The sequence below is a fragment of the Pseudomonas sp. GG8 genome, from assembly GCF_052976945.1.
The window spans coordinates 4,223,125-4,244,787 of record NZ_JBRIIP010000001.1 but is presented as its reverse complement, the minus strand read 5'-3'; the positions used below and the strand labels follow the sequence as shown (position 1 = coordinate 4,244,787).

Sequence of the window (21,663 nt, the reverse complement as noted above, 5' to 3'; positions counted from 1 at the left end):
AGCCCCGGCGCGGCCGTCAGCTACCGCGCTTACTGTCTATGCGCAGTAGCCGGCCGCCTTCGAAACGCAAGTATTGATACATTCCGCTATTGGGCCCGTAGATCCACTCATCAATCTGGACTTCTTCGCGTCTATTCACGCTGCGCTTATAGCCAATGATATTTCGGGCAATAGGTTCACCGCATTTCTGCAGTACCTCAAACTCCCGATCACCCACGCTGATCAACTGACTGCCGCAACGCAAGGTATCTGCTTGTGCCTGGCCTGCGAGACAAGCGACTACCAAAAGCACTAAACCGGCTGTTCGCATGGATTATTCGCTGTCCAGATGCAGCTGAGTAACGACACGGCCATCGGGTTGAGCCTCTCCGAGGCTGGTGTCGATGAAATAGACCCGATCATCAGCCAGTTTGCCTTTATCGACCAGATAATCCTTGATGCTGCCGGCGCGCGCCTGGCCCAACTGGCGGAGCAATGCAGTGTTGGTGCTCCAGGATTTGATCACGTCCACGCGCATTTTCGCGGCGCGCTCTTCCTTACCCAGACCGGTCCACTCGGCGGGCGGTTGTTGCTTGAGCAGGGTGCGATAAATACCTTCGAGCATGGGTGGTTTTTCGTTTTCGGGCACTTGCAACAGTGAGGCTTGAGCCGGAACTTTGTCACCGCGACGCTGAAGAATCTTGTAGTACGTGCTCTGGTATTCGCGCTCCAGACGTTGAGCAGCGATCAGCGGGCCATCGCTGCTGACCGAGCTGGTGCCTTCGATCTCGAGATGTAACGTCGGGCGCTTCTTGAGTGCGGCGGAGAGCTTGTTCAGGGCGGATTGTGCGTCGCTGGTCAAGTCACTCGATCCGGGGGTGAACGCAATGCTGCCGAGGTCTTGAGACTCGCCGCCACTGATTAAACCCCCGATGAACTTGAAGGGTGCTTCAGCTGCGCGCACTACCAAATTGCGCAACGTCTGCCAAATGATTGGCATTACGCTGAACTGGGGATTGTTCAAGTCGCCGGAAATAGGCAGCTCGATGGAAATCTTGCCATCTGAGTCCTTCAGCAAGGCAATGGCCAGGCGAATCGGCAAATCGACCGCACTGGCGCTCTCGACCTTCTCACCCAGCTGTAGCTGTTCGACCACCATTTTGTTTTCGGCCTTGAGCTGGCCTTTGGTGATCATGTAATGCAGGTCGAGATTCAGGCGACCTTTGCGGATGCGGTAGCCAGCGAATTTACCTGAGTACGGCGTCAGTGTGGTCAGTTCTACGCGCTTGAAACTGGTCGCGATGTCGAGACTGGCCAAGGGGTCGAAGGGGTTGAGGCTGCCTTTGATGGTCACCGGCGCATAGCGATCAACCTTGCCATTGATATTGACCGTCGCAGGCTTCGGCTGACGGTTGTCCAGCGTGCCGATTTTGCCGTTGAGCTGCTGAATGGCGGTGGCAAAGTTGGGTGTGAGACTGAGATCGGCGAAGTTCGCGGAGCCGTCGTTGATATTCACTTCCCCGATGCGAATCCCCATCGGTTTTTCGCCGCTTGCAGAGACCTTGCCTGCGGCTGGTTTAGTCGCGGGTTTGCCGCTGTCGGCTGGCTGTGGGATCAACAGATCATCAATGTTGGTGGTGCGGTCATCGTTGATTATGAAACGCGCATACGGTTGTAGCAGATTGACCTTGGCGATCGTCAGGCTGTCGCCGTGTTGATAATCCAGTCCTTCAAGCACCACCTGCTGCCACTTGAGAAAGTCGCGCTGCTTGAGGGTGTCGAGGGTGTGCAATTGGTCGATTTGGGCCTTGCCGGTGACGCTGAAGATCAGCGGCGCGGTGCTCTTGAGATTGACTGCCAGCTCGCTGCCGAGCATGCCGCTACGCAGTTCAAGGCGGATGAACGGGCTGATATAAGACTGCGCGACACGCAGGTCAATGTCTTTGGTGGTGACCTGCAATTTGGCGCTGACCGGGCTCAGATTGACGTCGCCCATGGCAGTGATATGCCCTTGTTTGCCCAGCCCGGTATCAAGCTTGAGGCTGAAAGGCGATTTGTTGAGGCTGTCGAAATTCTGCACGTCGAGGTTCAGCGGGCCTACTTCAAGCGCAACGGGTTCCTTGGGGACCCGATCAGCCAGGTGAATCTGATAGTTGCGCAGTTGCACATCACGCAGCAGCACCTGCCAGGGTTTGCTTGGGGCAATGGGCTGTTGGGCGACTTCGGGGGCGCTACCGGCTGAGGTCGCCGGCGCCTTGATGGCTGCGGCGGAGGCCGGTTTTTTCGGTTGGCTGGCAAACAGCTTCTGCCAATCGAGTTCGCCATCCGCTTCACGCGCAGCCCAGGTTTCCAGTTTATTACTGCGGATCTTGCCGACGGTCACCTGCTGTTTGGCCAGGTCGATAGAGGTCTCTGTGACGTCCAGTCGTTCCAGGCGCACCAGTGGCCGACCGTCCGGCGCATTGATCGCGAAGGGCGCAACGCTCAAGGCGGTATTGGTCAGTTGCAGTTCGGTTGTGCTGGCCAGGCTGAGTGTGTAGTCGGTGCTGAAGTTCAGAATGCCGTCTTGCAGTACGAACGGCAGCGCATCGCGCACGTAGGGCCACCAGACTTTCATCTTGCCGTCAGTGACTTTTAGCTTACCTTCGGAGGCAATCGGTACCAGGCTGACGCGCCCGACCCAGTCGACTCGACCGCCGCCAGGACCTACTGCAACCAGGGTCATGTCGGCATTGTCTTCGGGCAGGGTGCTGAGATTTTTCAGCTCCAGACTCAGCTTGTCGTAAAGGAATTCAATCGGTTCGCTGGGGCGTAGATCCTGGAAGTGGACATAACCGTCAGCCAATTTGATGTGGTCTACCCGCATCGGGAAAGGCTTGCCGGGTGGCGCGTCCTTGGCCGGCTCGCTGGCCGGTAGCTTGAACAGCTTCGCCAGATTCAGCGTGCCGTCCTTGCTGAAGAGAAGTTCGGACTTGGGTTTGTCCAGCTCGACAGCCGCCAGATGCAGGGCGCCGGTCCACAGGCTGTCAATCTGCAGGTTGGTGTACAACCGCTCGAAACCGACCTGCTCCTGGCCCGGCGTGCCGATGTTCAGGCCCCACAGGGTGACTTCCAGTGTGTAGGGGTTGATTTCCAGACGACCCAGCGTTGCCGGTACCGTGGAATAGGTGGCCAGTTGTTGATTGACTATCCGCAATGCGATGCCGGGCAGAATCAAGAACCCCAGCAAGCTATAAAGCGCGATGACGGTCAGCAAGGCGCAAATAGCGCGTTTCAATCCTTTGGGCATGTGAGGCGTCGTCTGTCTGTCGGAGGTCCTTGGAGTATGGCACGCGAATCTGGTTCCCCAGAAGTACCCTCAAGTGCGTGTCGGAAGTTTCCTTTCTTGCGTCGGGCGTCAGAGTTGCAGTATCAGCGTTTTGAGCGGCGGTTGCTGGTCCTGAGACGGAAAGTCGCTGCCCGGCGTCAGAACCTGCCAGTCGCGTACCGGGCGCCCGGCCTTGCTGGCACAGCGTAGCACCTGTTCGCGCCAGTCCTCCATGCTGACCTTCGCCAGATTATTGCAGCAGATCAACACGCCATCGGTGGCCGTGGTCAATACCGCCGGTTTGAGCAGGCTCTGGTAATCTCGCAATAAATCGACGGTGCCGAATGCACTTTTTGCCCACGCAGGCGGATCAAGGAACACCAGGTCGTATTGCCGTTGCTCGAGGCGCACATATTCGGGCAACTTATTTCCGCGGCGTGGTGCTATGGGCAAGCCTGCCAGTTGGCGGATCGCCGGGAAGTAATCGGATTGCACAAACTTCATGGCTTTCAATTGAGGGTTGAGGACGCCATTTTCGCGACCCACCGCCAGATTACCTTCGGCAAAGTCCAGATTGCATACTTCCCGCGCTCCGCCCGCCGCCGCGCTCAGGCCAACGCCACAGGTATACGCAAACAGGTTCAGCATGGTCTTGCCGGCGCTGTGTTGTTTTATCCAGCCACGCGTATTACGCAAGTCGAGAAACAGCAGCGGGTCCTGCCCGGCATGGCGCCCGCGTACGCGGTAGTTCAGGCCCCACTCGTGGCCGATCATATCCACCAGTGCCGCGTCTTCGGCTTTGTATACGGCGTCGTTACGGTCTATTCGCGAGTTGCCTTGGGAGCGGTCGTTGTAGACCAGCAGGGTATCGAGCCCCAGACGTGTATTGACGGCCGCGTGCAGTTCCAGCAGGACCTCGCGTTCCAGCGAGTGGTGGAAACTCTGCACCAGCAATTGCGGGCCATAGCGGTCGATGGTCAGGCCGCTAGCACCTTCCTGGCTGCCATGGAATAGCCGATAGCAATCCGTGCCTTGTTGATGCAACTCGGCAAGCAGTGGTTCGCGGTTATCGAGGGCGACGCTTAGCGCCTGATTCAAGGAAGACATGCACAGCGCCTTGGGTTGGAAATGGGCGCGGCAGTTTAACAGTTAAGCGCGGGCATTGATCGCGGGCAAGCATGCTTGCCCGCGATGACGTCAGATCAGGCGCAGCAGACTCAGCGGGAAAGCGCCAATGCCACACCCTGACCACCACCGATGCACAAGGTTGCGAGTCCTTTTTTGGCGTCGCGCTTGATCATCTCGTGCAGCAGCGTGACCAGAATGCGGCAGCCTGATGCACCAATCGGGTGGCCAAGGGCTATGGCGCCGCCGTTGACGTTGACCTTGTTCATGTCCCAGCCCAGCTCCTTGCTGACTGACAAAGCTTGCGCGGCAAACGCCTCATTGGCTTCGATCAGGTCAAGTTGCTCCAGCGACCAGCCCGCCTTGGCCAGGCAACGACGAGTGGCGCTGACCGGGCCAATGCCCATGATTGCCGGGTCGACACCTGCGTTGGCGTAAGCCGCGATGCGCGCGAGAACCGGCAGCCCGAGCTTTTCAGCTTTGGCGGCACTCATCAGGATGACGGCAGCGGCGCCGTCATTCAGCGACGAAGCGTTGCCTGCGGTGACGGAGCCATCTTTCTTGAACGCTGGCTTGAGTTTGGCCAACGATTCGGCGGTCGTCCCGGCGCGCGGTTGTTCGTCCGTGGCGAACGAGAGCGGATCGCCTTTGCGCTGCGGGATCAGGATCGGGGTGATTTCGTCGACAAAACGCCCGGCTTCGATGGCGGCCACAGCTTTCTGTTGTGACGCGGCGGCGAAAGCATCTTGTGCTTCGCGGGTGATGCCGTACTTGTCCACCAGATTTTCGGCAGTGATGCCCATGTGATAGTCGTTGAATGCATCCCACAAACCATCGCTGATCATCGTGTCGACCAGGGTGCTGTTGCCCATACGCAGACCGGTACGTGCACCGGGCATGACGTAATTGGACAGGCTCATATTTTCCTGACCGCCCGCGATGACCACTTCCGCGTCGCCGCAACGAATTGCCTGAGCCGCCAGATGCAGGGCCTTCAAGCCTGAGCCACAGACCTTGCTCACGGTCATTGCCGGTACCGCGAAAGGCAGCCCCGCCTTGATCGCGGCTTGACGGGCAGGGTTCTGCCCGGCGCCTGCGGTCAATACATGGCCCATGATCACTTCATCGACTTCAGCAACATCCAGTCCGGTTTGAGACAACAGTTGGCGAATGACAGCAGCGCCAAGATCGACTGCGGAAATATTCGCCAGGGCACCCTGGAACGCACCGACAGCGGTACGGGTGGCGGCAACGATAACGACGTCTTGCATGGCAAAGGTCCTCACTATTATTGAATTTTGCGTCGGGCCTGATTCAGTTGGCCCTATTCGCTGTGGCGGTGGCTATGACAATGGTACGCATGGTGTCACACATGGCCGCTCAGGTTCCAACGAGAAACCGGCGGCCGAGAGTGTGTTTCAGGTCGGTCAGCAGGATAGCCCCATCCGTCGGTGGGCGCGCTGAACTGAGCCATTGCGCACCGCCCAGCGTAACAGGGGCACGCTACGTCTGACGCTGGCGCGGATCAATGCGCGTTGCAGCGGACCCTGATGGATCGCGAACAAATCGCTGGCCCATACCGGTAACAGGTCGATGCCCGCCTGCATCATTAAGGCACCGAATGGCTTGGCCAGCCTGCTCGGAGCAGGCGCATTCAGCAATAATCGCAGCACCTCGCGGCTGCGCTCATCACAGATCAACTGCGGGCGCATCCGTTCGAGATAGTCGGCAATCGCTTGCCTTGAACGTGGCACCTCACGCGCGCCGAGTCGTTCGGCGATGGCGGCAACTTCTGCGTAATACGCATCCTGTGCGTCACCTGACAACTCGGGGTTGCGATAGCGCAAATGGGCGGCTAGAAAACTGCTGACTTCGGCCACATGCACCCACGTCAACAGATCCGGATCACTGGCCGCATAGGGGCGTCCGTCGGGTGCAGTACCCGTCACTTGCAAGTGGATGGTGCGCACCTTTTCTATCAGCCAGTTGGCGTCGCGGGTCGAACCGAAGGTTGTCCCTGAAATAAACTGGCCGGTCCTGCGAAGGCGGCCAAGCATGTCCTGACGAAAGGTCGAGTGATCCCAGACCCCGGCCAGCGCCAATGGATGCAGGGCTTGCAGCATCAATGCGCTGATGCCGCCGATCAGCATGCTGCTGAAGTCGCCATGCACCTGCCAGCAGATGGCCTCGGGGCCGAACAGGCCGGGATCACCTTTAGGGTTTTCCAGGTCCAATTGACCCAGAGACAATCCCGTCAGACTCATGACTTGGGTTTCGATACGGCTACGAATGAATTCCATGGGCTCTCAACATCTGAGTCGGGCGCAGGGAGGGCTGCGCCCGTCACGTTCAACGGTTCAGGCGTTTATCGATCAGGCCTTCGACCACACTCGGGTCAGCCAGGGTCGACGTATCACCCAGGCTGTCCAGTTCATTGCAGGCAATTTTGCGCAAAATCCGGCGCATGATCTTGCCTGAGCGGGTTTTCGGCAGGGCGGGTGCCCACTGAATCAATTCCGGTTTGGCAAAGCTGCCAATTTCTTGGGCGACGTGGGCCAGCAGTTCTTTTTTCAACGCATCATTTGTCTCGACACCTTTCATCGGCGTGACGAATGCGTAAATCCCCATGCCTTTGACGTCATGGGGGTAACCGACCACTGCGGCTTCGGCGATGCTGTCGTGCAGCACCAGTGCGCTTTCAACTTCTGCAGTGCCGATCCGGTGTCCAGACACGTTGAGTACGTCGTCGACGCGGCCAGTGATCCAGTAGTCGCCATCCTCGTCGCGGCGAGCGCCGTCGCCAGTGAAGTAGTAGCCCGGATAAGGTTTGAAATAGGTCTCGACCATGCGCTGTTGGTCGCCGTATATGCTACGAATCTGTCCCGGCCAACTGGCCTTGATCGCCAGAACGCCGCTGCCCGCACCGATGATTTCCTTGCCTTGCTCGTCCAGCAATACCGGCTGAACCCCGAACAACGGACGCGTCGCGCAGCCCGGTTTGAGGTGGCTGGCACTGATCAACGGGGTCAGCATGATGCCGCCGGTTTCGGTCTGCCACCAGGTATCGACAATGGGGCAGCGCTCCTTGCCGACCTGATGGAAATACCACTCCCATGCTTCAGGGTTGATTGGCTCGCCGACGCTGCCGAGCACGCGCAGGCTCTCGCGTGAGGTGCTTTGCAGCGGCCCCGGTCCTTCACGCATCAAGGCGCGCAGGGCTGTGGGTGCGGTATAGAAAATGTTGACCTGGTGCTTGTCGATTACCTGCCAGAAGCGCGAAGCGTCAGGGTAGTTCGGCACGCCTTCAAAAATCAGCGTGGTGGCGCCATTGGCCAGCGGGCCATAGACGATATAGCTGTGACCGGTAACCCAGCCGACATCGGCGGTGCACCAGAAAATTTCTTGGTCTTGGTAGTCGAACACATGCTTGAAGGTCATTGCGGCTTGCAGCAAATAACCGCCGGTGGTGTGTAGCACGCCTTTGGGCTTGCCGGTACTGCCTGAGGTATAGAGGATGAACAGCGGGTCTTCCGCATCCATTGGCTCGGGCGGGCAGTCAGCGCTCATGCCACGCACGGCGTCGTGGTACCAAATGTCGCGACCTTCGACCCATTCCACGTCGCCCTGGGAGCGTTCTACCACCAGTACGGTGCTGACGTTCGGGCAGCTTTGCAGTGCTTTGTCGACATTCTTCTTGAGCGCGACATATTTACCCCCGCGCACCCCTTCATCGGCAGTGATCACGGTGCGGCAATCGGCATCGAGAATCCGGTCACGCAACGCGTCTGGCGAGAACCCGCCGAACACCACCGAATGCACGGCGCCGATTCGGGTGCAGGCGAGCATCGCGTAGGCGGCCTCGGGGATCATCGGCATATAGATGCAGACCCGGTCACCTTTTTTCACTCCGCGACTTTTGAGTACGTTCGCCAGACGGGCAACGTTGTGATGCAGCTTTTTATAGGTGATTTCGGCGGACTCGCCCGGATTGTCGCCTTCCCAGATGATCGCGATCTGATCGCCACGCTCTTTCAGATGACGATCGATGCAGTTGTAGCTGACATTCAATTCGCCGCCCTTGAACCAGCTGGCCTCGCCAGTGTTCAGGTCCGCGTGCTGCACTTGCTGCCAAGGTCTGGACCAGTCGAGAAACGTCTTGGCTTGTTCGGCCCAGAAGATGTCGGGGTGTTCCACTGACTGTTGATACATCCGCTGATAGTCAGCGGGGCTCAGCTGCGCAGCTTTACGCACGGCGTCGGCTTTCGGGAAAACGCTGATATCGAACATGGGTTGATCCTTATTCTTGTTGATGCAACAAGTCATCAGGGTGCGCTTTGGTGGGGATTGGTTCAAGGGGACGGGACCCGCATCCATGTTTGGCGGAGTACGTCAGTACGACCCTGCGCGGTTACCGGAACAGTCCTACATGATCCAACGGCGCTGGCTGGCTGTGTAGACATACATCGTCAATGACACTGCGTGCCCCTTCCAACACGAAGATGCGCGCATGTCTCATCCCGGCCTTACTCCGAAGCTCTCTCTGGACATCAACGGGCAGCAGCAAACTGACTTGCAGGTGTTGAGTTTTCACGGGACCGAGGCGCTGAGCCGACCCTATGAAATCAACATCGAACTGGTGAGCAGGCGCTCATCCCACGCGTTGGACGGCTTGCTGCATAAAGCGGCCTACCTGAGATTCGGGGCGCAAGGGCAGGGGGTGCACGGTCATATTTATGCGATCCGCAAAGGCAAAACAGGCGGGGCGTTCACCCATTACCATCTGGTGCTGGCGCCTTATCTGGCTTTTCTGGAACATTCGAGCCATCGCCGTTCGTTCCAGAAAATGACCGTGCCGGAGATCATTCTTGAGGTGCTGAAAGGGCATCGCATGCTGAAGGGCACCGATGCATCGTTCGACCGCATCACGGGGAGCGTGGCGCCGCGCGACTACTGCGTGCAGTACGACGAGTCGGACCTGCACTTTCTCAGCCGGTTATGCGAAGAAGAGGGGATTTTCTATCGGTTTGAGCACACGCCAGACAGTCATTGCCTGATCTTTGCCGACGATGAAACCCGATTCCCGCAGCAATCTCCGCAGGTGTTGCCGTTCAAACCGGCCAGCGGCCTGGTGGCAGAAGGTCCGGTGGTCAAGGCCTTTGGCGTACGTCTTACCGCCCAAACCAATCATGTCGCCCTGCGCGACCATGACTTCAAACAGACCCATATCCCGTTGCAAAGCCTGCAAAATCCTGCGCGAACCCAGGCGCAATGGGAGAGCGGCGAGGTCCCCAAATACGGTCCCTACCTGGAGGATTACGTCTACCCCGGGATTTTCGAAGAAAAAAGGCGCGGTGACGTTTTATCCAAGCGTGCGCTTGAGCGCCATCAAACCGGGTTTCGCCTGGCGGATGGTGAGAGTGATGCGCCGCTTTTACGCAGTGGATCGCGCGTGCACCTGGTGCCGGATTACGACCCCAAAACCCACTGGGTGCTGGTTTTTGTACAGCATGAAGCAAGACAGCCGCAGGTCCTCGAAGAACTGGCCGACAGCAGCCCGGTTGAAGACGGGCGCATCGTTCAGGGGTACCGCAACACCTTCACCGCCATTGCGGAAGCGGTCCAGTTTCGTCCGGCGCTGGAGCACCCGAAACCGCGAATCCACAGCACCCAGACCGCCAGGGTCACCGGCCCTGTGAATGAAGAGATCTACTGCGACACATTCGGTCGGGTCAAAGTCAAATTCCACTGGGACCGCAGCGAACAGGACGATGAAACAACCAGTTGCTGGGTGCGGGTTGCGTCCAGTTGGGCAGGCGATGGGTATGGCGCCGTCACCGTTCCCCGGGTGGGCATGGAGGTGCTGGTTTCCTACTTGGAAGGGGACGCCGACAGGCCGGTTATCGTCGGCTGTTTGCCCAATAACCTGAACCCCGTTGCGTACGGACTGCCTGAAAACAAGACCAAAAGCATCTTTCGCAGCCGGAGTTCCAGTGCAAGTACCGGTTTCAACGAAGTTCATTTTGACGACAAGAGCGGGGCTGAACGGGTCTACCTGCGCGCCCAGCGCGACATGGAACAGCTGATCCAGAACGACAGCCGGACTGAAATTGGCGGTCAGCGCCTGGAAACCATCAAGGGCAACAGCACCTCGGTACTCAAAAGTGAGGAACACCGGACCCTCACCGGCGAGCGCAAGGTTCAGTTGCTGGCGGGCGATCACCTGCAGGTGGCAGGCAGCAGCCACACCCGTGTGGGTCAGGTATTGGTGATGGAGGCCGGGCAAGAAGTGCACATTGCCGGTAACGATATCGTCATCAACGCCGGCCTGGGTCTGACGCTGAGCGCCGGAGGCCAACATATCGTCCTTAGCCCGGCTGGTATTTTCAGCAGTACACCCATTCTGTTAGGCGGCGCACCACTACCGGGCACGCCAGCGATGCCGTTGGCGCCGGGGAGTACTCAAGCACTTGAGGTTGGCGTGTTGCCACCCAGCCCCACGTTCCAACAGCAGTTCCTTGGCGGTGAGCCCATTGTCGAAATGTGCCAAATGCCAGAAGGCAGTACACCCATGGATTGCCCACTTGAGGACTGCGGTTGCCGCGAGGCTATGAGTCCGGGAGCTCGCTCATGACAACCTGGATGCTCTTGGAACACACCGACCATTTGCTGCCTTCTCTTTTCCGGCAGATGGGTCGTCCAGATTTTGTACGCCTGTTTGATTCAACTGAATTGATGATCTATTCGCAGTTCAGCCCGTTGTTGGTGAAAGACGACAGCGACGGGACACTGCTACAGGCGATCAAGGAAGCACCCACCCACTGGCCGGGATTGGTGATAGAGAGTGAACACAGCGCCGAAGCGGTACTTGAACACCTGCGGCATCTGCTGATTATTCGCTTCAAACAGACCCGCAAAGGCATGCTGCATTATTGGAGTCCGGCCGTTGCCGAGTGCTTTTTCCCCGCCTGCACCGATGAAAACCTCAACCTCTGGCTCGGCCCGATCAGCCGTTTGAACTGGCATGCGTCGCGTGAAACCGGATGGCAAAGCCTGGACAGCCCTCACGCCGACACCTGGCTTCCCAGCACCTCCAACCACCTCTTGGTGCTTAGCGCGGAACAAAGCCTGGCCCTTGATCAGTACATTGCGAACGGACAGGAGTCCTGACATGGCCCAGAGCAAGCTCGGCCGTGGCCCATGCTGCGAAATCAATAAATTGATCGTACAGGTCACCGGCAACCAACATCCGGCCAGTCAGCGCCTGGCGTTTTATGACCACGCCGGAAAACGCCTGGACACCCTGACTGCCGAAGACAAGCCTGAAACGCTGAAAAAGCCCTACTTTGTGGACAGCGCCCTGCACGTCTGGAGCTGGAAGGATCACTACACTCACCGCCTGTGGCTGGAGATCGACTCGGTCGAAGGCAGTCCCATTCGCCTGCTCTTGCCCGAGGTCGCGATCACCCTGCGCCAGTTCGACGCGCAGTGGAATCAGATCGTGCCGGTGGTGCCCTTTGTTGCGTTGCCCGGTGCCAACAGTGCCCACGATCACGGCACGCCGGTGTTGTGCCGTGCAGGGTTCATTTATGTCTTTTTGGGCGACCGGCTGTGGCGCGAGCTGGAGGTGCGGGTCGCAGACGAGCAGACCACGTATCACGACATCGACCTCAACCGTTATCGCATGGGCGACGAGATTGAGGAGGGCCCCCGACTGGCGACCGGGCAGGCGCTGGACGACATCTGGTTGCCGTCCAGCTGGAACGATCAGCAGGTGTCGCCGCAGCTCTGTTTCAGCGAGGTGCAGCTCAGCGGGCCGCGCTTGCGACGTCTTGAGCAAGACCCGAAAGCGCGCGCACAACGCTGCCAGAGCCCGGACTTGCGCAGTTCGCGAGATAAGTTCAAACGCGTATTCCTCGACAAACCGGACGGCGTGGCAATGCTCGACGCGTTCAGCGCATTCGACGCCTATGACGCGGCCAACCAGTCTGCGGCGGGCGCGGCGCATGTTGCCTGGCTTAACCTCAAGCAGCACGCCTTCCCGGTCAGCCTGGTCGCCGCACAACGCGCCCGCCAACCCGGTTACGAATGGCTGCTCGACCAGCCGGGCCGTTACCTGTGCGACCTGAGCGGGCAGTTCCCGGCCATTGCCTTGAGCGCAGCTCGCCAGCATGTGGTTCGCTGTGAAAAGGGCGAAGTGGCCTATCAGCCAACCTCCGTGGAAACCGGCGCCTGGGCCCATTGGCTGGAACAGGTGTGCGATCCCGAAACCCAGATCGCCGATGAGTTCTGGCAAGAGCAGCCGGCCACCACTGATGTGCTGCAACGTGCGCGCAAACGCGAGCTGTACGGCGTGCTGTTGCACGACGCGCACTATCGTCTGCGTCACGTACAGACGCGGATTCACGACCAGCAACAGTTGCTGAACCTGTGCGCCCAGCGCGCCAGCCATTACACCCATCACGCCAGCGCGCTGCTGGTGCAACAATTGATCGTGCCGCAGACCGTGGGTGGGCAGAAAAATCCGTTGTACCAGAGTATGGAGAAGCTCAAGGAGCAGGGCCGGATCGACATCAACCGCTTCACCGCTACAGGCGAACGAGCGCAACTCTGGCGCCAGCTGGACATGAGTCAGGTGCTGTTGAGCGACGCCCTGCAGCAACCGGAAACCGAGCAAACCCTGGCCGATCACCTGAGCCTCGACGGCTTCGACTACGTCGCCGCCATGCACTTCGTTAGTCGGTTGTTCGCTAGCCTCGCCATGACCCCCGCGCAAATGGACCCCTTTGCGGCCAACGGCGATGTCACTGACGCGGTGACCGGCATCAGCCTTTACAAAACTAAGGCCAGTGCCGGGCAACAACTGATCAGCCGAATGGCCAATGAAGAAGGGCATGCGTTGCATCGGATGCTGTGGCCCGACCTCGCACAGCAAGATATGGAGGCGCCCTATGTTCAGCCCGCGGTCGCCGACATCAATGACGGCAATGGCCTGTTTCGGCCGAACGCGCTGCTTGGGGCCGTCAGCAGCGACGCCGTCGATGCCAGGCAACTCAATACGCTCGACGCCCATTTGCTGGCGGGTTTGCTGGACAGCGGCAGCCTCAACAACACCCTGACCGGCACCCTGAAAGTCGTCGCGGCGACCTTGATCAGCTTCCACGAAAACCTGCAAGGCTCGGTGGATGTGGCGGAACAGGCGCTAAACGCAACCCAACACATTCCGGTCCCTGGCGCCGAACGCCCAGCCCCGGCGCTGAACATGCGCCAACGTCAGCGGGCCTTGGCGCAACTGCGCAGCATGCTGCCGGGGGCCTTTGGCGATGCACACTTCATGCGCCACCAAGAGGCGAGAAACAAGAACTACTACGTATTCGGCCTGACCGACTTGCCGGAGATGTCAGAACGCCTGCGACGGCCTCACCTCGACTATCGAGGCCCCTCCGGGTCGTCGAAGGTTGGCCAGGACCATTACCGCACCGGAGGCGATCTACGAGCCAATACCGTCGTCATCGCCATGCCCCGCGATCATCGGATGTCGCGACTGATCAGCGGCGTGAACCAACGGGTCAATGCGGCGTGGCAACTGAATATGACCGAGCAGGTCACCACCAAGGGAACGGCCATACAGGATGCGGTGAAGAGCCGGAACGCATTGCAGAGCGAGTGGATGTATCGGGCGCTGAACTCGACGCCGTTTGCGGCGGCGGTGGGGATGTTGGAGTTGTGGAATTTGAGGAGTGAGTTGGCGGCGGTCCGGAAAACTCAGAGGGAAAAAAGTACGATCAGGGCGGTTTTCGGTGTCGGAGGCGCAGTTGTCGATCTGCTTATTGCGATGGAAGCACTGACTGTAAAGTTGGCGGGCAGCCAGTCCGTTCTAGCGGCATCTCGCACAACGCTATTCACTATTTCTGAAGCCTACGCGGAGCGAGTTCTAGGTCCGTTGAGTAAGCATTTCTTAACGGAATTTACGGGGCGTTTGGTCGCCCTAGCATTCGCTGGGGCAATCTTTGTTGGCCTCAACCTCTATGACGCCTGGCACGCCTATCAATGGGGAGACGATGCCATGTGGGGCCATCTGCTGATGGCCGCAGGCGGCCTGACCAGCATCGCAGGCACCCTGATGGTCGGCGGTAGCACCTTCCTCGGCTTGGGCCCGGCAGGCTGGATTAGCCTGGTATTGATCAGCGTCGGCGCGGGCATCGTTTACTGGCTGAGTTCCGCGCCCATCAAGGACTGGCTCAATGCGGGTCCCTTCGGTCCCGGCAGTGAGCGGATCCCACACCTGCAAGATCCCCAGCAGGCCTTCTATTATCTGGTCAGCCTGTTTGCCGATATCCGCATCAGCTCGCGCCCTAATCCGGACCACGAGTTCGCCCCCAAAATCAATGACGGAAGTCCGGTGCCCTTCGACGTGCGGGAGGCCAACACCTGCATCGTTATCGAAAGCAATCTGCCGGGGTTGCTGAGTCAGGAACTCAGTACCCTGGTTGAATGCAGGCAGCAGCTGACGGAAGCGCATTACACGTTGCGCCATGAATGGAGTCACGAGCGCAATTCGCTCACCCGAGAGAAGCCTGTCGCCTATCGTTCAATACCCAATGGCATGGAGTTATTTGTCACGTTGCCACGCAACCAGCCCGCGGAACCCTCAAAAAACCGCCCCGCCGAGATATATCGCTGGCTGGTCCGTGTTCAATTGTCATTTAACGATGGCAACCGCACCTGGGTATTCCCCGCTCCACCACCGAAAGATCCGACTCTGTTCGGTCCGGCCCACGTCAAACCTAATTTTGAAAAAGGCGAAAAACTGTTCTGGGCCGACGAAATCACCCATCAAGCGGTGAGCGACGACTGACTACCATGAACTCGTCTTACTACGCGCCTACAGCCTATCGCTCTGATCAGATCCCCACACAACCGCCTTCGGCAGAGCGTTCGTGGATTCGACGTTTTGCCAAGGTGCGTCTGCCTTGGGGCATGACGCGAGAGGTTGCCCCTGACAGCCTCATGACCGGAAGAAAACCAGGCACCCTCCGTCGCCAAGAATTTTTATTAAATGAGAGGGAAGAGAAACGGGTACTGGGCACTTACGTTCCAGCCCCATACGAGCACGTGGACTTTCATCACCGAGAAGACCATGAGCACTTCAGGTTGGCCTTATGGTCCAAACGGTCTCACTTTTGGATTTATCTGACGGGGGGTGGAAAGGCTTTATTCTACCTAGCGATTGTAGTGTCAACTATGACGTACTTCCTTATGCTTTTTGCGTTGGATGAGCCGTGGCAAAAAACAACAATAGACTTACTTCCAATACTCGCCATATGGATTGGTGCTCCTCTATTTTGCTGGGCCTTGGGCGCTCTAGTCATCCGTTACTTCCCCCACCTCTGGGTCAAACCCTCCCGAGGCCCGATCTGGGAAATCAACCGTCGCACGGGCCTTGTCACGCTGTTCGATTACAACAACTGTAGTGGTCAACTAATCCCGGACACGACGTTAAGTTTTTCTTCGGCCCGAGCTGGCGCCATCCCACCGTTGAATTGATGGGGTCGAATCCAGTTGTACCGATGCATCAAGAAAAGGCTGATATCACGCTGGGCTTCTTGGGCGGTTCTGTAACCCAGAGTCGGTATCCATTCAGTTTTCAAGCTGCGGAACACGCGCTCCATTGGCGCGTTGTCCCAGCAATTTCCCCGGCGACTCATGCTCTGGCGTATTCGATAACGCCACAGACGCTGGCGAAATAAACGACTCGCATACTGCGACCCTTGATCCGAGTGAAACAGCAGGCCCTGAGGCCTTCCTCGTTGCTCGTAAGCCATATCCAGCGCCTTGATAACCAGATCGGCGTCCGGCTTTTCTGACAACGCCCAGCCCACCACTCGGCGTGCGCAAAGATCCAGCACGACAGCCAGATAGTGCCATTTCCCCTGGGCCCAAATGTAGGTGATGTCGCCGCACCACACCTGGTTGGGTGCCGGGACATCGAACTCCCGATTCAAGATGTTCGGAATATCTAACCGTTCAACCGTCGCTCGTTTGTAGGCATGTGAACCTGGCTGTTTGCTCACGAGGTCAAGCTCACGCATCAAGCTGCGCACTTTGAACCGGCCGAGTTGCTCACCATCGTCACGCATCAAGGTGAGGATGCTACGGCTGCCCGCAGCACTGCGACTTTGTGAAAACAACTCGCTCACTCGGCTGCGCAATCGAAGCCGTTCGACATCAGGCGTTCGGCGCTTGAGACGGTGGGCGTAGTAGCTTGAGCGGTTGATTTCAAACACTTTACACAGCCAATCAACCGGCTCATGGACGCTCAGCTGAGTGATCAGCGCGTACGCTCGTGATCTTCCGACATCAAGAGCGCGGTAGCCTTTTTTAATATCGATTTTTCCCGTTCAAGGCGGGCGATCCGGGCTTCAAGCTCCTGGATTTTTTGCTGTTCCGGTGTCAGCGCTTTGCTCTGCGGGGTAACGCCTTGGCGCTCCTGCTGAACCTGCGTGACCCAGCGGCGTAGTGCCGACTCGCCGACGCCGAGTGAACGGCTGGCTTCGATGTAGCTGTAGTCTTGTTTGAGCACGAGGTCGGCAGCCTCGCGTTTGAATTCAGCAGAAAAGGTACGGCGTTGTTTGGTCATTTGACACCTCGATCTGGCGAGCATTCTCGCCTAAATGGGTGTCCGGTTTCATTAGACCACTACACGAAGCTCTCAGCGTCCGTAGGCGCACTGTCGACCAAGATGAGCGAGGACGCCTTTCGCAAGTCATTACACGAAGTCCGGACGACGTTGCAAGCTGCGCGAGACAGGGTTACTCAGGCCGGACCTGCAATAGGAACGGTTGAAGACGGGCATATCTTTCTTGGCGGCGACCCTTCCAGCCCTAAATCATGGAGGACTCAGTGATGGCCGGCCCATGGGAAAAATACCAAAGCGCCGCACTCGCGACAGCCCCTGCGCCCGACCAGACACCCGCTATCGTGGCGTCACCGGTCGGACAGACTCCTCCTCAGGCAGTCGCCAGCGCGCCTGCGCCTACCCAGGTGACACCAGACGCCACCCCTACAGGTCCGTGGAGCAAATACCAATCTCCGGTCGCAGCACCAATTTCAGCGCCCGCCGCCCCTGCGACTCAAGCGGCCGAGCCTGGACTGCTCAAGCAGGTTGGGAATTTCTTCACGGGCGCAGATCGGGAGACGCGAGCGACCAATGAACTCCCGGAACTACAAAACTCCGGACTCTTCAAGGGCACCAATATAACGCCAGCCAAAGCAGCGCAGATCAGCGCCACCCTGCTAACAACTCTCGACCCTCAAGAGGCTGGCAAGATTTTAAGCGCTGCATCGCCGGATATCGGCATCCAGCAGGATGAAAAAGGTAACTGGTTGGCTGCCAACAACAAGACGGGCGCGCGAGCAGTCATCAACAAGCCTGGCTTGTCGGGTCTGGATGGTATGCAGCTGGCGGCGGCGGCCGGTCTTTTTGCGCCTGCTGGCGGCGCCGCTGGACTGGTGGGTGGAGGGATTCTCAAAGGCGCGGCAGCAGTAGGCGGAGCAACCGCTCTGACAGAGGCAGGGTCGCAGGCAGCTCAGGCTGCGGCAGGCGGCACATTCGATCCGGCTGACGTTGCACTTGCTGGCGCCGGAGGAGTAGGTGGCGAACTTGTGGCTCGGGGAGTTGGCGCCATTGGTAACGCCGTTCGAAACTCCACGGCAGCCAAGCAGGCCCAGGCTGGCGCGCTTCGTTCCGATTATGATGCGGCAGTAGCGTCAGGAGAAAATCCTGCAACTGCATCCGCCAGGCTTGCCGGACAGCCTGAAGAGGCAAACCAGCAAAACATCGCGCAATCTATCGTCACGGCTTCCGACGCAAAAGCCCGCGACACCGATCAAGCGCTGACTAATCTGGCTAATCAAGCAGACCCAAACAAGGAAGTCCTTGATGCCTGGGATAAGCTCGGGATCGAAGGCCAGCTCACTCCCGGACAGTATTCGAACAACCAGGCATTCCGAGAAATAAACCAAGGCTTAGCATCGGTTCCCGGAAGCGTACTTAACACAGAGCAGAATCTGGTCTACCAGAACCTGTCCGACCATGCAGATAAGTTGATTGGCGATTTTGGCGGGTCAGTTGATAAAAGCGCGTTTTCTGACGATTTCCGTAACCAGAGTCTTGCTGCGATCAAGGGGCTGGAGAAGGGCTCTGATGATCTCTACGGCAGAGTTGGCGCAGCCGTTCCAGAGAATACGCCGGCGCCAGCCGATACCGCACTTGCTCATCTGAATGAGAAGCTAGCCAACCTGAATGGCGACGTGTCTTTGCTGTCTGCGCCAGAGCAGCGAGCCTACAAGCTACTTAGTGCGGATCCGGACCAGGGCAAGCCTCTGCAGGCGATAGCAGGCCTTAAAGTTCCCGCGAGATACGCTGATACGGCCAATACTCTATCCGACGACGCCAACAGCTTAGTAACCGATTTCGGCGGCTCGCTGGATAATGCAAAGTTCTCTGATCAGTACACGCAACATACCAAAGCGGCAGGAGAGGCGCTTGAGGCGGAATCAACCGCACTCTACAGCAAAGTAAGGGCGGCGCTTCCGCCAGACACCGAGGTCCCATCCGATGCCACCTATGGGTTTTTGCAGGGCAGAATCAAGGAGTTGGGCGGATCAGACAAGCTAACCAATCTTGAGAAAAAACTACTGATGGCTGTAACGCCGAGGAGGGTTTCCGCCAGGATCGACCCAAACTCGCCCGAAGCATTGTCGTCACTGAGCAACACTACAACGCGTATCAAGAACTCAACCTATGGGCGCATTGACGACCTTCGCAAAGATATTGGCAGCGGACTTAGCAAGCAAGGCGACTTTAAAGATGCCAACCAAGGTCTGCTCAAAAAGCTATATGCCGTGGTTAGTGACGACCAGCAGCGCGTAGTCAACGCTGCCGGAGCGGGCGAGGACTATACGAACGCCAGAGCCCTTATTGTTCAGCGCAAAAACCTTGAGGATGGCCTTAGCGAGAATACAGGCAAAGGCCTCGGTGGATCGGTCGCGGTCAAGCTTGGTTCGGCAATGAAGAAGCTTGCCACTGGCGACTTCAAGGATTTCGATCAAACAATCGGCAACATCCCGGACGGAATGAAGCAGCAGGCCCTAATGACGGCCATCGGCGATACCTTCTCCGGCGGAAAAGGGAGGGGGCTAGATATACCTGCCCTAACGTCTTGGTACTCAAACTTGAGTAAAAATGCGGCCGCAAAAGCGCGCCTTGACCAATTGCTGCATCCAGACGCTGCTCAGAAACTGGATAGCCTTGCCGCCAGATCGCAAGGCCTGCTGGATACCGTGACCGGAAAAACCCCGGACGGAACGCTGAGGACGCCAAGCTACAAGTCGCTTGATCAGTTGCGAGGCAGCATTGAGTCAAAGTTGCGCACCAGTCCGCTTGCCGACCCCGAAAACGATCAACTTGCCAGACTCCACGGCGCTCTACTGTCTGATCAGCAGAAAGTGGCCGACGCTCACGGCGTAGGCGACACGTTCCAGGAAGCGAGAGCACTCGATGCAAAGCGAAAGCTCGCTCACAGCAACCTCACAGACCTTTTAGGAGAGGATCTTAAGGGCGCGATTTCCAATGACTTAAGCAGTTCAGTGGAACAACTAAAGAAGGGCAACTTTTCGAAATTCGACTCGGTTATGGAGAAAATCCCTGAGCACTTACGCGGAGCTGCTGCAGCTACCGCTCTCAACCAGGCCTTTTCCAGCGGTACCAAAAGTACTGGCAAGTTTTCAGCCACCGGGTTTTCTAATTTCTGGGAAAGTCTTTCTCGGAACGATGCATCAATGAAAAGATTTCTGAGCCACTTTGATCCGGCAGCGCGGGAGACTCTAAAAAATCTCGCCACTGTATCGAAGGGCGTTTCGCTGGCGGCGGAGGCTAAAAGCAAAACAGGTCTGGTCGGAACGGTTTTGGCCGACGCATCGCCGGAGAGGGGAATGCTCGGCAAGCTGCTTGATTTCGGAGTAAAGGCGGGCGCTGCAGAGGGCATAACAACGCACCTTGGGCTGCCTGGAGCGGGGACGGCGGGGGTGTTGTTTACAATGCTTTCTAAGCAAAAAATACCGGCCAAAGAGGCTGCCACGAAGATGCTCGCGTCTCCTGAATTTCAAGACATGTTCAGGGCTGTAGCGAACGCAGGTGGCAAGGCCAAGGCAAACGTGGTCGCCAGAGAAAAGCAGCTAATGCGCACTACCGTGTATCAGAAGTGGGTTTCCAATCTAAGTGCGCCTACTACAGCCCGAGTTGCCGCTGTAGGGCCGCTTGCCTATCTGACGCAATCTGCAGAAACACCCGCTACCACTGTCAAGCGGTAGGGATTATGATGGTGCCTCGCATAGGGGGCACCATGCAGAACGTCAAAATCAAATTCGCTTACCGTCACGGCTTTCGCCGGGCATGGGTGGTTACGTCCATCCTTTGGATTGCCTTTATTCTGTACTTTCTAATCGTCCAGAACTCTAGAGTTCCGACGGGTGATATTTTAATGTCCTCGCTCATCCCTCCATTCGTGCTCTACCTGCTCGGCGCCGCCGTCGTCTGGATTATCGAAGGGTCTGTAAGGCCTTATCGTTGAGACTTCGCCAAGGCTGATCGGTAGTAGCTTGCATACAAGGAGGTTAATGTGATTCGGTTCGCGGTTTTGCTACTCGCCCTATCTGGCGTATCCATAGCGGATGCTGGCACTGTCTATAAGTGCGTAGGCCAGAACGGTAAGGTTAGCTTCGCCTCAATTCCATGCCCCACATGGGAGGGAGACTCTACCTATCAAGAGGCTGCATCAAATGCCGGAAACGCATCGTCCGGCAATGATGGCGCCACGTCAGTAGATCGAAATTTGCGAGCTGCCGACATAATGCGCTCCAAATCTGGCATGACTTATCACGAGTCTAGTCATCTGGTCATCGTTCCAGATAGCACTAGTTCGATGGGTCTCGCCAAGCAGAAGCGCGAAGCTATCGCTAAAGCCAAGGCAGAAAAACAGGCAAGGATAGCCGCTGGTATAGAGCAGCCTGCCCCCATCATAATCATTCAGCAAGAGCCGCAATACCAGCCGCCACCCAAGACTCACTTCGATTGTCGGGCCTCGGGCTATGAAGACAGAAACATTTCCTGCGACTAATCTGAATCTATATCCCGCTATTGCAGGGATTTTACCCTTGCCCCGCAAATCCAGTCACATACGCTCACAGGAAAT

General features: G+C 57.8%; 13 protein-coding genes. 6 read left to right on the top strand and 7 right to left on the bottom strand.

Features of this window, described 5'->3' with window-relative positions; translation table 11 throughout:
- Positions 1-16: 16 nt before the first annotated feature.
- The 6 genes from ACVBEG_RS20425 to acs form a co-directional block, all read right to left on the bottom strand.
- Positions 17-310 carry a DUF2845 domain-containing protein gene (locus ACVBEG_RS20425; RefSeq protein WP_322177824.1) on the bottom strand — a complete coding sequence of 98 codons (294 nt, stop codon included), beginning with the start codon at positions 308-310 and terminating at the stop codon, positions 17-19.
- Between the two features lie 3 nt (positions 311-313).
- Positions 314-3,268 carry a DUF748 domain-containing protein gene (locus ACVBEG_RS20420; protein ID WP_447108257.1) on the bottom strand — a complete coding sequence of 985 codons (2,955 nt, stop codon included), beginning with the start codon at positions 3,266-3,268 and terminating at the stop codon, positions 314-316.
- Positions 3,269-3,376: 108 nt separating this feature from the next.
- Positions 3,377-4,393 (bottom strand): class I SAM-dependent rRNA methyltransferase, encoded by a 1,017-nt coding sequence (locus ACVBEG_RS20415; RefSeq protein WP_322177826.1) that lies wholly within the window; start codon positions 4,391-4,393, stop codon positions 3,377-3,379.
- 110 nt (positions 4,394-4,503) lie between these two features.
- Complete coding sequence (locus tag ACVBEG_RS20410) at positions 4,504-5,682, bottom strand: acetyl-CoA C-acetyltransferase (RefSeq protein ID WP_323566352.1); 1,179 nt, start codon at positions 5,680-5,682, stop codon at positions 4,504-4,506.
- A 156-nt stretch (positions 5,683-5,838) separates the two neighbouring features.
- Positions 5,839-6,711 (bottom strand): oxygenase MpaB family protein, encoded by an 873-nt coding sequence (locus tag ACVBEG_RS20405; protein WP_322278309.1) that lies wholly within the window; start codon positions 6,709-6,711, stop codon positions 5,839-5,841.
- A 49-nt stretch (positions 6,712-6,760) separates the two neighbouring features.
- Positions 6,761-8,698: an acetate--CoA ligase gene (gene acs / locus ACVBEG_RS20400; protein ID WP_322177829.1), complete on the bottom strand. Its 1,938-nt coding sequence runs from the start codon at positions 8,696-8,698 to the stop codon at positions 6,761-6,763.
- Between the two features lie 220 nt (positions 8,699-8,918).
- Between acs and ACVBEG_RS20395 the strand changes: the two genes are divergently transcribed.
- From ACVBEG_RS20395 to ACVBEG_RS20385, 3 genes are read left to right on the top strand one after another with little or no spacing between them, the layout of a single operon-like run.
- Complete coding sequence (locus tag ACVBEG_RS20395; protein ID WP_447108256.1) at positions 8,919-11,042, top strand: type VI secretion system Vgr family protein; 2,124 nt, start codon at positions 8,919-8,921, stop codon at positions 11,040-11,042.
- Positions 11,039-11,578, top strand: coding sequence for a DUF4123 domain-containing protein (locus tag ACVBEG_RS20390; RefSeq protein ID WP_447108255.1), 540 nt, complete (start codon positions 11,039-11,041; stop codon positions 11,576-11,578). Before ACVBEG_RS20395 ends, ACVBEG_RS20390 begins: the two co-directional genes overlap by 4 nt.
- A gap of 1 nt (position 11,579) precedes the next feature.
- Entirely contained in the window at positions 11,580-15,266 is a 3,687-nt protein-coding gene (locus tag ACVBEG_RS20385) for a hypothetical protein (protein WP_447108254.1), read from the top strand.
- 619 nt (positions 15,267-15,885) lie between these two features.
- Here the strand turns inward: ACVBEG_RS20385 and ACVBEG_RS20380 are convergent.
- Positions 15,886-17,048 (bottom strand): IS3 family transposase gene (locus tag ACVBEG_RS20380; RefSeq protein WP_447107390.1). Its coding sequence is split into 2 segments (ribosomal slippage): positions 15,886-16,793 and positions 16,793-17,048, totalling 1,164 coding nucleotides; the frame shifts between segments, so codons are not numbered across the junction.
- Positions 17,049-17,314: 266 nt separating this feature from the next.
- On the opposite strand from ACVBEG_RS20380, the gene ACVBEG_RS20375 reads away from it, so the two are divergent.
- The 3 genes from ACVBEG_RS20375 to ACVBEG_RS20365 are packed head-to-tail and all read left to right on the top strand — an operon-like array spanning position 17,315 to position 21,588.
- Positions 17,315-20,782 (top strand): lytic transglycosylase, encoded by a 3,468-nt coding sequence (locus ACVBEG_RS20375; protein ID WP_447108253.1) that lies wholly within the window; start codon positions 17,315-17,317, stop codon positions 20,780-20,782.
- 32 nt (positions 20,783-20,814) lie between these two features.
- Entirely contained in the window at positions 20,815-21,042 is a 228-nt protein-coding gene (locus ACVBEG_RS20370; RefSeq protein WP_447108252.1) for a hypothetical protein, read from the top strand.
- Positions 21,043-21,090: 48 nt separating this feature from the next.
- Positions 21,091-21,588 (top strand): DUF4124 domain-containing protein, encoded by a 498-nt coding sequence (locus ACVBEG_RS20365; RefSeq protein WP_447108251.1) that lies wholly within the window; start codon positions 21,091-21,093, stop codon positions 21,586-21,588.
- Positions 21,589-21,663: the final 75 nt, after the last annotated feature.